Origin of the sequence: Luteibacter sp. Sphag1AF (assembly GCF_014192715.1) — a bacterium.
GTDB lineage: Bacteria > Pseudomonadota > Gammaproteobacteria > Xanthomonadales > Rhodanobacteraceae > Luteibacter.
This window is the reverse complement of sequence record NZ_JACHYH010000002.1, coordinates 159,999-175,010: the sequence shown is the minus strand read 5'-3', so window position 1 is coordinate 175,010 and position 15,012 is coordinate 159,999. Positions and strand designations below refer to the sequence as shown.

General features: G+C 63.7%; 7 protein-coding genes. 6 read left to right on the top strand and 1 reads right to left on the bottom strand.

Annotation, left to right across the window (positions count from 1 at the left end):
* Positions 1 to 11: 11 nt before the first annotated feature.
* Positions 12 to 3,512, top strand: coding sequence for a chromosome segregation protein SMC (gene smc / locus FHW69_RS07635; protein WP_183422456.1), 3,501 nt, complete (start codon positions 12 to 14; stop codon positions 3,510 to 3,512).
* 22 nt (positions 3,513 to 3,534) lie between these two features.
* Entirely contained in the window at positions 3,535 to 4,551 is a 1,017-nt protein-coding gene (zipA, locus tag FHW69_RS07630; RefSeq protein ID WP_343203995.1) for a cell division protein ZipA, read from the top strand.
* Positions 4,552 to 4,649: 98 nt separating this feature from the next.
* On the opposite strand, the gene FHW69_RS07625 is transcribed toward zipA, so the two are convergent.
* Positions 4,650 to 5,000 carry a hypothetical protein gene (locus tag FHW69_RS07625; RefSeq protein ID WP_183422454.1) on the bottom strand — a complete coding sequence of 117 codons (351 nt, stop codon included), beginning with the start codon at positions 4,998 to 5,000 and terminating at the stop codon, positions 4,650 to 4,652.
* Between the two features lie 368 nt (positions 5,001 to 5,368).
* Here FHW69_RS07625 and FHW69_RS07620 point away from each other — a divergent pair, with 368 nt between their 5' ends.
* From FHW69_RS07620 to glgB, 4 genes are all read left to right on the top strand, one after another.
* Entirely contained in the window at positions 5,369 to 5,998 is a 630-nt protein-coding gene (locus FHW69_RS07620; protein WP_183422453.1) for an FMN-binding negative transcriptional regulator, read from the top strand.
* A 216-nt stretch (positions 5,999 to 6,214) separates the two neighbouring features.
* A complete protein-coding gene (locus FHW69_RS07615; protein WP_183422452.1) occupies positions 6,215 to 9,505 on the top strand; it encodes a maltotransferase domain-containing protein in 3,291 nt (1,096 codons plus the stop codon).
* Between the two features lie 3 nt (positions 9,506 to 9,508).
* Positions 9,509 to 12,829, top strand: a complete 3,321-nt coding sequence (gene treS / locus FHW69_RS07610; RefSeq protein ID WP_183422451.1) for a maltose alpha-D-glucosyltransferase — start codon at positions 9,509 to 9,511, stop codon at positions 12,827 to 12,829.
* A complete protein-coding gene (gene glgB, locus FHW69_RS07605; protein ID WP_183422450.1) occupies positions 12,826 to 15,012 on the top strand; it encodes a 1,4-alpha-glucan branching protein GlgB in 2,187 nt (728 codons plus the stop codon). Before treS ends, glgB begins: the two co-directional genes overlap by 4 nt.

Here is a 15,012-nt window from a genome sequence, read left to right as displayed (position 1 = left end):
CGGAAGAATTCATGCGTCTGACCACGATCAAGCTGGCGGGTTTCAAGTCGTTCGTTGACCCCACCACGCTGCATCTGCCTACCAATATGACCGGCGTTGTCGGCCCGAACGGCTGCGGCAAGTCCAACATCATCGATGCCATTCGCTGGGTGATGGGCGAGAGCGCCGCCAGCCGTCTGCGCGGCGACTCGCTGACTGACGTGATCTTCTCAGGCTCCAGCGCGCGCAAGCCGGTGGGCCAGGCCACGGTCGAACTCATCTTCGACAACAGCGACGGCACCATCCAGGGCGAATACGCCACCTACGCCGAAATCTCGGTGAAGCGTCTGGTCAGCCGCGATGGTCAGTCCTCGTATTACTTGAATGGCGCACGCTGCCGTCGCCGCGACATCACGGACCTGTTCCTTGGCACGGGCCTGGGCCCGCGCAGCTATTCGATCATCGAACAGGGCATGATCAGCCAGATTATCGAGGCTGCTCCGGAAGACCTGCGCACCCACCTGGAAGAAGCCGCCGGCATCTCCAAGTACAAAGAACGCCGGAAAGAAACCGAGAGCCGCATCAAGGCCACCCGCGAAAACCTCGACCGCGTGCGTGACGTGCGCGACGAAGTGGACAAGCAGCTGGACCACCTGAACCGCCAGGCCCGCGCGGCCGAGCGCTGGAAAGCGCTGAAGGAAGAACAGACCCGCCGTGAGGCCGAGTTGCGCGCGCTGGAATACCGCACGCTGCATCGTCGCCACGAAGGCGAGGGCGACGGTCTGCGTCAGGCCGAGCTGGACATCGAAAAGCGCATCGCCGAGCAGCGCCAGGTGGAAGCGCAGCTGGAAAGCGTGCGTGATCGTCATCAAGGCGCCAGCGAGCATCTGAATCTGGTTCAGGCCGAGGTCTACAAGGTTGGCTCGGAAATCGCGCGCGTTGAGCAGCAGGTGCGCCACAGCCGCGACCTCAACGAACGTCTTACCCGTTCGCTGGCTGAAGCAGCGCGCGAGCACGACGAACTTCAAGGTCATATCAGCGCCGACCACGAACAGATCGAAACGCTGCGCATGGCGCTTGCCGAAGGCGAGCCCAAACTCGAAGCGCTGCAGCAGATTCAGGACGAAACCAGCGACACCCAGCGGGTGACGGAAGCCCGTCTGGCCGACTGGCAGTCGCGCTGGGACACCCATACCCGTTCGGCGGGTGAGGCGGCGCGTGCGGCGGAAGTGGAGCGCACCAAGCTCGCTTACCTCGACCGTCAGTCGGTGGATTTGTCCAAGCGCCGCGAAGCACTGGAAGCCGAACAGAAAGCTACCGACCTCACGTCGCTGGAAGCGGCCGCCGAGTCGCTGGACATCGAACATGACACCCAGCGCGAGCGCGTCGAATCGCTTGGCTCGCTGCTGGACCAGCACAAGGTCGCTCATGAGCGCGTGCTGGACGAAGAGCGTCAAGTGCAGTCGTCACTCAACGAGGCCCGCCAGCAGTTGCAGACCGCGCGCGGCCGCCAGGCCTCGCTGGAAGCCTTGCAGCACGCGGCACTGGGGCAGGAAGAAACGGCCGCCAGCGGCTGGCTTGCCCGGCTGGGTCTGGATAAATCGCGTCGCCTTGGCGAAACGCTGCAAGTGGACGGCGGCTACGAATCTGCCGTGGAAACCGTGCTGGCTGGCGTTCTCGATGGCGTGCTGGTCGACTCGCCCATCGCGTTGTCCGGTGAATTCGCTGATCTGGGCGATGCCGACGTTGCGTTGTTCGCACGCGAGCAGGCGGGCCCCGGTCCCGAAGGCACGCTGGCCGCGCATGTGCGTGGCCCGGTCGCCGCCGTGTCACTGCTGTCGCAGGTGTTTGTCGCCGATTCGGTGGAGCAGGCCCGCGCACGCGTGGAGTCGCTGGCGCCACATCAATCCATCATCACGCGCGACGGCGCATGGATGGGTCCGCATTGGGCGCGCATCCTGCGTGCGCAAGGCAACCAGGTAGGTGTGCTGGCGCGTGAGCGCGAGATCCGCCAGCTGGCTGACCAGATCGAATCGCTGGAAGGCAGCACGGAAGAGTGGACCGAACAGCTCGAAACGCTGCGCACGCGCAAATTTGAAACCGAGCGCCAGCGCGACGACGCGCAGCGCGAGCTTTACGCAGCACACCGCCGCCTGTCCGAGCTGGCCGGTCAGTTGCAGAGCCATCGTGGCAAGATGGAAACGGCGCGTGCGCGCTCGGAGAAAGTCTCCGGTGAAATCGCCGTGCTGGTCGAACAACTGGACGAACTGGACGGCACCACGCGGGAATCGCGCGCGCGTCTGGATGAGTCCGTGGGCAACATGGGCGACATGGAAGACGAGCGTCGCGCGCTGGAAAACGAGCGCCGCGAACTGCTGGAAGCCCGCGAAGAAGCACGCATCAACGCCCGTGAAGCGGCAGAGCAGTCGCATCAGCTGGCGCTGGGCATGGAATCGAAGCGTTCCGCGCTGGCCTCGCTGGAGCAGGCTTTGGCGCGCATGGACGCCCAGTTGCGCCAGATCATCGCGCGCCGCACCGATATTGAAGCGCAGCTCGAAGCCGGCAGCGATCCCATCGCGGAACTGGAAGCGGAACGCCAGACCTACCTCGACCAGCGCCTGCTGGTCGACAGGCAGCTGGTTGAAGCGCGCCGGGCGCTGGAAGATTGCGACGCCGAGTTCCGCCGACTGGAACAGGAACGTCAGCGCATCGAGCACGCGCTCAATCAGGTCCGTGAAAGCGTGGGCGAGAAACGTCTCGCTGCGCAGGCATTGCAGCTTCGCGCGCAACAGTTGGCCGATGCCATCGTGGCCTCCGGCCTCGAACTGGACACGCTGCTGGCCGAGCTTGCCGAAGATGCCGAGCCGGATCGCTGGCAGCAGCAGTTGACCGATCTGGCGCAGAAAATCGTGCGCCTGGAACCGGTCAACCTGGCCGCCATCCAGGAACACGCCGAGCAGTCGCAGCGCAAGGATTACCTCGATGCGCAGCTGGCCGATCTGGGCAGCGCACTGGAAACCCTGGAGGGCGCGATCAAGAAGATTGATCGCGAAACCCGCCAGCGCTTCAAGGAAACCTTCGACCGCGTCAATGCAGGTGTGCAGGAGCTCTTCCCGCGCCTGTTTGGCGGCGGTCACGCCTACCTCGAACTGACCGGCGAAGACCTGCTCGATACCGGTGTGGCGATCATGGCCCGACCGCCCGGCAAGCGCGTCAGCAACATCACGCTGCTGTCCGGTGGCGAGAAGGCGCTTACCGCCGTGTCGCTGGTGTTTGCCATTTTTGGTCTCAATCCCGCGCCGTTCTGCCTGCTGGACGAGGTGGACGCACCGCTGGATGAAGCCAACGTGGGCCGCTTCTCCGCCATGGTGCGAGAGATGAGTGAAAAGGTTCAGTTCATCTTCGTCAGCCATAACAAGGCGACGATGGAAGCCGCGCATCAGCTGTGCGGCGTTACGATGCGCGAACCGGGCGTGTCCCGCCTTGTCCAGGTGGATCTGGCCGAGGCGTCCAAGCTCGTGGGCGCGGCGTAAGCTCTATATACAAGGAATGACTATGACTCCCGTAATGGCGTTTGCCTGGAACCCCGCTGTCGGCATCCCCATGCTGGTTGTCGGCATTATCGTGCTGGTGCTGATCTGGCTGTTTGGCCAGCCGCGCAAGGAACAACAGGGCCGCCGCAAAGTTATGCCGCCCACCGGTCCCGCAGAGCGCCGCGAGCCTAAGATGGGCGATGAAGGCGATGAGCCCTATCTGGACGACCCGCGCGACCCGCTGTTCAACACATCGCCGAAGCAGGGCGAGCTTGACGTCGATCTGCGCGCTGAACTGGAGCGTCTGGGCGCGGCCCTGGCCGACGAGCGTGGCGCACGTGGCTGCGAGCCCGCTCATGCACCGGCACCCGCGCGTGCCGAGCGCATCGAGCCGGGCTTCTCGCCCGATTATTCGATCAGCGCCACGGACGAAGGCGATATCGACGACCTGACCATTCATGCCCCGGCGGCTCACGTGCCGGCGCCTGCACCGATTCCGGCACCGGCTCCCACGCCTGCTCCGGCGCCTGCACCCGCGCCGCCGCCGAAAGTGCCTCCGCGCTCCGACCTTGGCCGTCGTCCGTCCACCGCTCCGGTGGAGCGCATCGTCAGCCTGTACGTCGTTGCCCGTGAAGGTGCGCGCTTCAATGGCTCCGACCTCGTGGTCGCTGCCGAGAAGGCCGGCCTTGAGTTCGGCGACATGGGAATCTATCACCGCCTGGTGGATGGCCGTCCGGAACTGGGGCCCATCTTCAGCGTGGCCAACCTCGTCAAACCCGGCAACTTCGATATGTCCCGCGTGGCCACCATGCAGACCCCGGGTCTCAGTTTCTTCATGGCCCTGCCGGGCCCTGCGCCTGCGCTGGATGCGTGGGACGCGATGCTGCCCACGGCACAACGCCTCGCCGAGTTGCTCGACGGCCTCGTGCTTGACGAAGAACGCAATGCGCTCGGTCGCCAGCGCATCGCCCATATCCGCGACGAACTGCGCGGCTGGGACCGTGGCCACGAAGGCGAAGAAATCAAGTTCGGCCAGTAAGCCAGACTCTCCATGTGGAAGTGAGCTTCTGAGCGATCCCTCAGGAGCGGGCCATCATTAGCCCCCTTCGCGAGCAGGCCCGCTCGCCCAGGGCTGCTTCAGGTGGCGCTTTCGGGCTTGTGTTGTGGAAGTGAGCTTGCTCGCGAATCAGTCGGGCCGAACGGCCCGGCCTTCAGAATCTCCAGCGCCTCAGGCGGAATAAGATCCGCCTGAGTGAGCCAGATCGCCGTGATTGCCGGCAGCGAATCGCTCAACAGTCGCTTGCTGAGGTTGTGCATGCGCTGCAACGTCGCCGGACTCACATCGGCTTCGGTCGTGTATGACATCAGGTCATTGAGGGCTGTGGCATCACCCAGTCGCAGGAACAGATCCTCATGCAGCCGGTGGCTGGTGATGGACATTCCCGTGTTGCAGGTAGGGCAGGGCACGGTTTGATCGGTCGGGCGCATGGCGGTTCCTTTACCTCGAAGGTCCGCACCTTGCCGCAGCAAGGTGGCGGACGTGTCGGGGTCGAAAACCGGCAGTTCAAAGGCATCACCCGGCCAGGCACGAAGCCTGCCCGACACGCCCGCCGTAAGGGCGAGTGAAAGTAACGCAGGAGGCGAGCCGCCTGCGTACCTCTGAACTGTGCGGGTTTCGACACCCGGCCGCCGAGGATTCGGCGACGCAGGAAGCATCCCGATTCACGAAAGGCAGAACTATCCGATTATTCCGAAAAAATCATCGGAATTGTTTGAGAGTGGGCGAACACCCAGGCGCGTCACATGGGTGACGTGGCGGCTACCGACTGGCGCACCATCGCGCCTAGAATGTGACGATGTACACGCCCAGCGCCTTTGCCGAAACCCGTCTTCCCGTTCTTCACGATGCCATCGAGCGTATCGGCTTTGCCGCGTTGGTGACGCATGGCGCATCGGGACTGGAAGCCACACACCTGCCGATGATCCTTGTTCGCGACGAGGGGCCGCTGGGTACGCTGTACGGTCATGTGGCACGCGCCAATACACACGCAAAGCCACCGGAGGGCGACGCGCTGGTCATGTTTTCTGGCCCGCATGCGTACATCTCGCCGAATGGCTATCCGGGCAAGGCAGCACATGGCAAGGAAGTGCCCACGTGGAACTACGTCGCCGTGCACGCGTATGGACGTCCGCACGCATTTGACGATGCGGACACTTTGCTGATTCTGTTGCGCAGGCTGACCGCGAAGCACGAAGGCCAGACCCAGCCACGTCCCTGGTCGGTGGACGATGCACCGGGCGACTATATCCAGCGCATGGTGCGCGCCATCGTGGGGCTGCGCATTCCGCTGGATCGCGTGGAAGGCAAGTGGAAGGTCAGTCAGAACCGCACGGCGGAGGATCGTCTGGGCGCCGCCGCGTTGCTGGCGGAGCGTCCTGGGGACGACGAGCAGGCCATCGCCGCCGAGATGCGCGCCATTCCGTAACTATTCGCGATTCCTGCGGGGCGGGATGCTTGTGGTTCCCGCAACACCCCGTCGCAAGAAAGCCCGTTCCCACGCGGCAATGAGGGCCGTTCACATTGCGGCAACATCTTGCTGCGTCACTGTGGATGCATCACCAGTGTGGCCGTCCGGCGTCGGCTTTGGCGCAGCGCACACATTTGGCTCGGCATGCTGGGGTCTTACATTCCGGGAGTCCTCATGTCGGTCAGCTCCGCTCGCGCTCCGTTGCGCATTTATTACCTGCACCCGCTGCTGGTAGGTGGCCTGGCCAACTGGATGGGCTGGCTGGATCACGCTGCAGCGCTGGGTTTTCGGCAATTGCTGGTCGCGCCTCCGTTTGACGCCTCGTCCACGGGTGACGTGTTTGTGACAAGGGACTTCGACCGACTGCATCCGGGCCTGGGTGTGGAAGGCGAGGCGGTGCAGCGCATTGGCGAACTGGCCAAGGCCTGTCGTGCCCGTGACATGGAACTGTGGCTTGATCTGAGTGTGGATGAACTGGCGTCCGATGCGCCGCTTCGTGCAGAGCACCCGGAGTGGTTTCGCGCGGTGGCTGCGGAGCACGGCACCCCTGATCCGCGCTGGACACCCAGCGAAAGCGACAGCGTTCGCTGGCGTCTGAATGATCCGGCCGTTGCGGATGCGGCGATCACCTGGTGGACGGATCGTCTGCAAGCGTGGGTGCGCGCGGGCGTCTGCGGCTTCCGCGTGCTGCATCCGCAGCGACTTTCCGCCGAGCGCTGGGCGGGCCTGTTCGCGGCGGTGAGAACGGCGTCGCCTGATGCCTGTTTCATCGCCTGGACGCCGGGCAGCACGCCCGAGGAGCTTCGCGCGCTGGCGGGAGCGGGATTTGACGTGACCGTGTCATCTGCCAGTTGGTGGGACTTCCGCGCCCCGTGGTTTGCCCAGGAGGCAACTCGCCTGGCGGCCGTCGCGCCACCCCTGGCGGCTGCCGAGGTGCCGTTTGGTCCGCGTCTTGGCGACACGCTGCACGAGGAAAATCAGCGCGAACGCGCGTATCGGCGTGCCATCGACTTTTCCGCCACTTCCCCGGCGGGTTGGCTGATGCCCATGGGTTTCGAGTTTGCCGTGCACGAGGCGCTTGACCCGCGCCGTGGCAATCCGGTGACGCCCGACGCCATGGCGGCCTCCGGTGCCCTGGACCTTTCAGAGACTGTGCGCCGCGCCAATGCGCGCCTGGCGGATGAAAGCGCGCGTATGCCTTATCGCAGCATCGTCGCCGAACGCGGCGTGGCGGTACTGCTGTCTACCAGTGAACTGGACGCCCGGCGCGCCACGGAGGCCTCGCTGGTGCTGGTCAACGCATCGCTTGACCGCGAGGCCACGGTACATGCGGCCCACGCGTTGATGGGCGCCGCGTCGCATTTCGGGCCTTACGCCAGCGCAGATGGCCGCAAGGTGTTTGATGCCGGCGAAGATGTGGTGCTGGCTCCCGGCGCGGTGTTGCCACTTGTCGCCAGACGGGCGGCGCAGGTCGTGCGGAAGTTCAGCGTCACTCAGGCGCGTGACCTGGTGAAAGCGGCGACTTCTGCGCCTCGCGTGTGCATTGAAGCGGTGCGACCGAGCGTGGACGACGGCCGCTTCCCCGCCAAGCGCATCGTCGGCCAGCGAATCGACGTGACGGCCGACGTGTTCATGGATGGGCACGACGTACTGGCTGTGCGGCTGCAATGGCGCGCGCAAGACGACAAGGGGTGGCGCGAAGAGATCATGACGCCGCAGGGCAACGATGTGTATGCAGCGAGCTTCACGCCCGCGCGCACAGGTCGTTTCGAGTATCGCGTGGTGGCGTGGCGCGATGCGTTTGCTTCGTATCGCTACGAACTGGACACCAAGCAGCGCGCGGGCGTACCGCTCACGCTGGAACTGGAAGAAGGGCGCCTGCTGGTGGAGGCGCGTGCCGCGACGGCCACGGGTGCCCGGGCCAAGGCGATACGCAATCTGCTTGCTGCCCTGGGCAAGGCCGATGATGCGGAGCGCCTGGAGTTGCTGCAGGCAGAGGACACGCTGGCCAACCTGGCAGCAACGGATCCGCGTCCGTTTGCGGCAGCCTCCGAACCCGTGCTGATCGTTGATGTGGATCGTCGGGAGGCGGGATTTGCGAGCTGGTACGAACTGTTTCCTCGCTCGCAGACCACCGATCCCTCGCGCCACGGCACGTTCGCCGATGTGATCGAACGGCTTCCCGCGATTCGTGACATGGGCTTTGACGTGCTGTATTTCCCGCCGATCCATCCCATCGGCACCGCTTTCCGCAAGGGCAAGAACAATACGCTCACGCCGGGACCTGATGATCCGGGCAGTCCCTATGCCATCGGATCGCCGGACGGCGGCCACACGGCGATCCATCCCGAGCTCGGCACACTGGATGATTTCCGTCGCCTGCGTGATGCCGCGGCCGATCACGGCCTCGAACTGGCCCTGGATTTTGCCATTCAGTGCTCGCCCGATCATCCGTGGCTGAAGGAACATCCTGAGTGGTTCGACTGGCGTCCGGACGGCACGATCCGCTACGCCGAAAATCCGCCGAAGAAGTATCAGGACATCGTCAATGTGGACTTCTATGCTGACGGCGCCGTGCCGTCGCTGTGGAAGGCGCTCTGCGATGTCGTTCTGTACTGGGCAGGCGAAGGCGTGAGAACGTTCCGCGTCGACAATCCCCATACCAAGCCGTTCCCTTTCTGGGAATGGATGATCGCGAAGGTGCGCGCGAAGTATCCCGATACGTTGTTCCTGTCCGAAGCCTTCACTCGTCCCAAGCCGATGTACCGGTTGGCGAAGGTGGGTTTCAGCCAGTCGTACACGTACTTCACCTGGCGCAACACCAAGCAGGAATTCACCGACTACCTGACGGAGCTGACGCAAGGCCCGCCGAGCGATTTCTTCCGGCCGAATTTCTTCGTCAACACGCCGGATATTGATCCGTATTTCCTGCAGACCTCAGGTCGCCCCGGGTTCCTGATCCGGGCCGCGCTCGCCACCACGCTATCGGGACTGTGGGGCATGTATTCCGGGTTTGAACTGTGCGAAGGCACCCCCGTGCCCGGCAAGGAGGAATACCTGGATTCGGAGAAATACGAGATTCGGGTGCGCGACTGGAACATGCCGGGCAACATCGTGGCCGAGATTTCTGCGTTGAATCGCATTCGCCGCGAACACCCTGCGTTGCAGAGTCACATGGGCCTGCGCTTTCTTTACGCAAACAACGATCAGGTGCTCTTTTTTGAAAAGCGCGCTGCCGATAGCGAGGACATCGTGCTGGTTGCCATCAGCCTCGATCCGCACAACGCACAGGCCGCCGACCTCCAGCTTCCCCTCGACGAGTGGGGCCTGTCTGCTGATGCAGACATTGCCGCACACGATCTTCTTCACGACCAACCCCTTGCCTGGCGCGGCGCATCCCAGCATGTATGGCTCGGCCTCGGCCAGCCTTACGCGCTGTGGCATGTCCGGCTACCCGGAGTCTGATTCATGTCCCGACGCGTCAAATCTGAAGCTGCCAACGCCGCTCCCGGCTTCTCCAGCGATCCGCTGTGGTACAAGGACGCCATCATTTATCAGGTGCATCTGAAGTCGTTCTTCGATGCCAACGATGATGGCGTCGGCGACTTTGCGGGCCTGATCCAGAAGCTTGACTACATTGCCGAGCTGGGCGTCAACACCGTCTGGCTGCTGCCCTTCTACCCGAGCCCGCGCCGCGATGACGGCTACGACATCGCTGAATACAAGGCGGTGCATCCGGACTACGGCAAGCTCGCCGATGTGCGTCGCTTCATCAATGAAGCGCATGAGCGTGGCATCCGTGTCATCACCGAGCTGGTCATCAACCATACCTCCGACCAGCATTCGTGGTTCCAGCGCGCGCGGCACGCCAAGAAGGGTTCGGCGGCCCGCAACTTCTATGTCTGGTCCGACACCGATCAGGCGTATGACGGCACGCGCATCATCTTCCTGGATACCGAGAAGTCGAACTGGACGTGGGATCCGGTGGCCGGTCAGTACTTCTGGCATCGCTTTTTCTCGCACCAGCCGGACCTCAACTTCGACAACCCGGCGGTGCTCAAGGCCGTGCTGGACGTGATGCGTTTCTGGCTGGACATGGGCGTGGATGGGCTTCGCCTGGACGCGGTGCCGTATCTGATCGAGCGCGAAGGCACGAACAACGAAAACCTTCCCGAGACGCACGACATTCTGAAAATCATGCGCAGGGAAATCGACGAGCACTATCCCGACCGCATGCTTCTGGCCGAAGCCAACCAGTGGCCGGAAGATACGCAGGACTATTTCGGGCAGGGTGACGAATGCCACATGGCATTCCACTTTCCGCTGATGCCGCGCATGTACATGGCTATCGCACGCGAAGATCGCTTTCCGATCACCGACATCATGCGCCAGACGCCGGCCATCCCCGAGGCATGCCAGTGGGCCATTTTCCTTCGCAACCACGATGAGTTGACGCTGGAAATGGTCACCGATTCGGAGCGCGACTATCTGTGGGAGACGTACGCAGCCGACAAGCGGGCGCGCATCAACCTGGGCATACGTCGCAGACTGGCGCCGCTGCTGGAGCGCGACCGCCGCCGCATTGAGCTGATGAATGCGTTGCTGCTGACCATGCCCGGTACGCCCGTGCTGTATTACGGCGATGAAATCGGCATGGGTGACAACATCCATCTGGGCGACCGCGATGGCGTGCGTACGCCGATGCAGTGGTCTCTCGATCGCAATGGCGGCTTCTCGCGTGCCGATCCGGCCAGCCTCGTGCTGCCGCCGATCATGGACCCCCTGTATGGCTACCAGTCGATCAACGTGGAGTCGCAGGCGCGCGATCCGCATTCGATGCTGAACTGGACGCGCCGCATGCTGGCCGTGCGCAAACGCTACAAGGCCTTTGGCCGCGGCACGCTGAAATTCCTGTATCCGGGCAATCGCAAAGTGCTTGCCTACCTGCGCGAATTCGACGGCGAGCAGGTGCTTTGCGTGGCCAACATGTCCCGTTCGTTGCAGGCCGTGGAACTGGATCTGGCCGCGTTCGACGGACAGGTACCCATCGAAATCATGGGCGGCTCGTCGTTTCCGCCGCTCGGTCGTCTTCCGTACCTGCTGACTTTGCCGCCGTATGGCTTCTACGCATTCCAGATTTGCGCGAATGCACAGATGCCGGACTGGCACGTGCAGGCCGCCGAGCCGATGCCCGACTACGAGACGCTGGTCGTACGCGGGCCGCTTGTCGAAGGTCCGGTCATGGCGCATCACCGTGGCGTGATCGAGCGCGAAATTCTGCCGAAGTACCTTGCTGTGCGCCGCTGGTTCACTGCAAAAGACAAGGGCATCGAGAGCGTGCGTCTGGTGTACGCCGCACCGTGGCCGGATCGTGGCGATGACCTCATCATCTGCGAGATTGAAGCCACGCTGGCGGACGGTCGCAAGCAGCGCTACAGCTTGCCCGCTGGCATTGTGTGGGAAGACGAGAACCCGTCGTCGCGCGCGCAGCAGCTCGCGCTGGCACGTGTTCGGCGCGGACGTCGCATCGGACTTCTGACCGATGGCTTCTCGCTGGAAGCCTTTGCTTCGGGCCTGCTGATCGGCTTGCGCAACCACGTGGAACTGCCGGTGCATGCGGGCGGTGTCATTGCTTTTGAAACGACCGAGGCCTTCAAGGGTCTTGATTTCCCCGCCGAGGTCGAGAACCGGTGGATGCTCACCGAGCAATCCAACAGCTCGATGATCCTGCATGACACCGCCGTCCTGAAGCTGTTCCGATTGACGTCCGAAGGCATCAATCCCGAAGTGGAGATGTCTCGCTTCCTCACCGAGCACGGCTACGCCAACACGTCGCCGTTGCTGGGCGAGGTGGTGCGGATCGACGAGAAGGGCGAGCGCACGACGCTGGCCGTGTTGCAGGGCTTCCTGCGCAATCAGGGCGACGCGTGGCGCTGGACGCTGGATTACCTCAGCCGCAGCTATGACGAGTACAGTCACTCGGTAGACACGGAGCGCCGCGAGGAGATCGACGCCGGCTACGACAATTTCGCACGTGCAGTCGGCACACGGCTGGGTGAACTGCACGCTGTGCTCGCCGCGCCGACGGACGCCGAGGACTTTTCGCCGCGAACGGCGACTGCCGACGATGTGGCAAGTGTGCGGGAGTCCGTCGTGGCGCAGCTGGAGCGCGCGTTGTCTGCGCTGGACAGCGTGAGTGCCCCGGCAAGCGATTTGGCTGCCGATGCGGCGGAACTGCATGGCCTCGCCGCCGCATTGAAACACCGGATCGGCGTACTGGCCGAAGCGGGTGAGGGCACCTTGCTCACCCGGGCGCATGGCGATTTTCATCTGGGCCAGATCCTGGTGGTGCAGGACGATGCATACATCATCGACTTTGAAGGCGAGCCGGCACGCACGCTGGCGGAGCGTCGCGCGAAGGTATCCGCGCTCCGTGACGTTGCGGGCTTCCTGCGCTCGCTCGATTACGCGGCTGCCATGGCCAAGCGGGGCGAGGATGGTCTGGCTCCCGTCGCGGATCCGGGGTTCGCCGACTATCTGGCGCGTTTCCGCGAACGCAGTGCGGCCGTGTTTCTCAGCGCGTACCGTGCGGTGCTCGACGCCGCGCCTGTGCGTTGGGTCAGCCCCGAAGCGCTCGCGCCCCTGGTTGAATTGTTCGTGATCGAGAAGGCCGCTTATGAAGTGAGTTACGAGGCTGCCAACCGTCCCACCTGGCTGGATGTGCCGGTACGCGGTCTGCTTCACGCCGCGCGCGGCGACACGGCCAGCGAACTGGAGAACGACGCGTGACGGATCGCAAGGCACTTGGGCAGACCGATACCGCCGCGCTGACCGCGCTGGCGGAAGGTCGCCATGGCGATGCATTCGCGCTGCTGGGGCCGCATGACGTAGAAGGACGCCGCGTCATCCGCTCGCTCCAGCCGGGCGCTATCGCCGTGGATGTCATTGATTCAGGCGGCGTGGTGATTGGCTCGCTGGCCAAAGTGCATGACGGTGGCATCTTCGCTGGTGGCGTTGATGTCCCTGGCTCGTACCGGCTGCGCATCCAGTGGCCAGGCGGCGTGCAGGAGACTCACGATCCGTATGCGTTCGGCATGTTGCTGCAAGACGACGACCTGCGCCGCCTTTCCGAAGGCACGCACACCGAACTTTTCCGCTGCCTGGGTGCGCACCCGGGCACAGTGGACGGCGTGCACGGTGTGCGCTTCGCTGTCTGGGCGCCGAATGCCAAACGCGTGAGCGTGGTGGGTGACTTCAACAGCTGGGATGGCCGTCGCTCCCCGATGCGTCTGCGCATGCCTGCGGGTGTGTGGGAAATCTTCGTGCCGGGGTTGTTGCCGGGCGCGCGGTACAAATACGAAATCTGGGGAGCAGACGGTTCGCTGACCCAGCGGGCTGATCCCGTAGCACTGGCGGCGGAACATCCCCCGGCCACGGCATCGGTCGTGGCCGATCCCGAGGCGTTCCGCTGGACGGATGACGAGTGGATGCATCGGCGCGCGAGCCTTCATCACGCGGGCTCGCCGCTGTCGATCTACGAGTTGCATGCGGGCTCATGGTTGCGCGCCCCCGATGGCGGCACGCTGGATTGGGACTCGCTGGGTGAACGACTCATCCCATACGTCGCTGGCATGGGCTTTACCCACATTGAACTGCTGCCGATTTCGGAGCATCCCTTCGGCGGCTCCTGGGGCTATCAGCCACTTGGCCAGTTTGCTCCGACCTCCCGTTTTGGTACGCCGGAGGCGTTCGCACGCTTTGTGGACCGCTGCCACGAAGCGGGAATCGGCGTCATCGTTGACTGGGTCCCGGCGCATTTCCCCACGGACATTCATGGCCTCGCGCATTTCGACGGCACGCCGCTGTATGAGCATGCTGATCCGCGCGAGGGTTTTCACCAGGACTGGAACACGCTGATCTTCAACCTCGGTCGCAACGAGGTTTCCGCCTTCCTCGTGGCCAGCGCGCTGGCATGGCTGGAGCGCTTCCATATCGACGGGCTGCGAGTGGATGCGGTGGCATCCATGCTGTACCGCGACTACAGCCGCAAGCACGGCGAGTGGGTTCCCAACATTTATGGGGGCCGCGAGAACCTGGAGTCCATCGCATTCCTTCGCCGGGTGAACCAGCTGATTGCAGAGCGCCATCCCGACACGATGACGATCGCGGAAGAATCGACGGCATGGCCTGGCGTCACCCAGCCCGTGTCCGAAGGTGGTCTCGGCTTTACCTTCAAGTGGAACATGGGCTGGATGCACGACACGCTGGAGTACATGTCGCGCGATCCCCTGTATCGCCAGTGGCACCACCACGAAATGACCTTCGGCATGGTGTACGCGTGGTCGGAGCGCTTCGTGCTTCCGCTTTCACATGACGAGGTGGTACACGGCAAGAAATCGTTGCTGGGTCGCATGCCGGGAGACGAGTGGCAGCGCTTTGCCAACCTGCGTGCCTATTACGGTTTCATGTGGGCGCATCCGGGCAAGAAACTTCTCTTCAATGGCGGGGAAATCGCCCAGCCCCACGAATGGAATCACGACGCGCAGATCGCGTGGGATCTTCTGGACCACCCGCTCCATCACGGTGTGCAGGCACTGGTGCGCGACCTGAACCATCTTTATGCGGCACAACCGGCCTTGCACGGTTGGGACAGCGATCCGCGCGGCTTTCGATGGGTCATCGGCGATGACGCGTCGCAAAGTGTCTTTGCGTGGTTGCGCCATGCGGCAGACGCAAAGCCTGTGCTGGTCGTCTGCAACATGACCCCCACGCCGCATCACGACTTCCGCGTTGGCGTGCCGCAACCTGGACGCTGGCGCGAAGCGCTCAACACCGATGCCGCCGGTTACGGCGGCTCCGGTCTCGGAAACGAGGGTGGGCGCGATACCGACGATCACGGCAGCCATGGCTTCGATGCCTCGCTGGTTCTGACCCTGCCACCCCTGGCCACGGTCATCTTTATTGCTGAATAA

What these genes read in the sequence shown, in the direction of transcription:
- smc (WP_183422456.1), top strand. Translation starts at nt 12, where the DNA reads ATGCGTCTGACCACGATCAAGCTGGCGGGTTTCAAGTCGTTCGTTGAC.
- zipA (WP_343203995.1), top strand. Translation starts at nt 3,535, where the DNA reads ATGACTCCCGTAATGGCGTTTGCCTGGAACCCCGCTGTCGGCATCCCC.
- FHW69_RS07625 (WP_183422454.1), bottom strand. Translation starts at nt 5,000, where the DNA reads ATGCGCCCGACCGATCAAACCGTGCCCTGCCCTACCTGCAACACGGGA.
- FHW69_RS07620 (WP_183422453.1), top strand. Translation starts at nt 5,369, where the DNA reads ATGTACACGCCCAGCGCCTTTGCCGAAACCCGTCTTCCCGTTCTTCAC.
- FHW69_RS07615 (WP_183422452.1), top strand. Translation starts at nt 6,215, where the DNA reads ATGTCGGTCAGCTCCGCTCGCGCTCCGTTGCGCATTTATTACCTGCAC.
- treS (WP_183422451.1), top strand. Translation starts at nt 9,509, where the DNA reads ATGTCCCGACGCGTCAAATCTGAAGCTGCCAACGCCGCTCCCGGCTTC.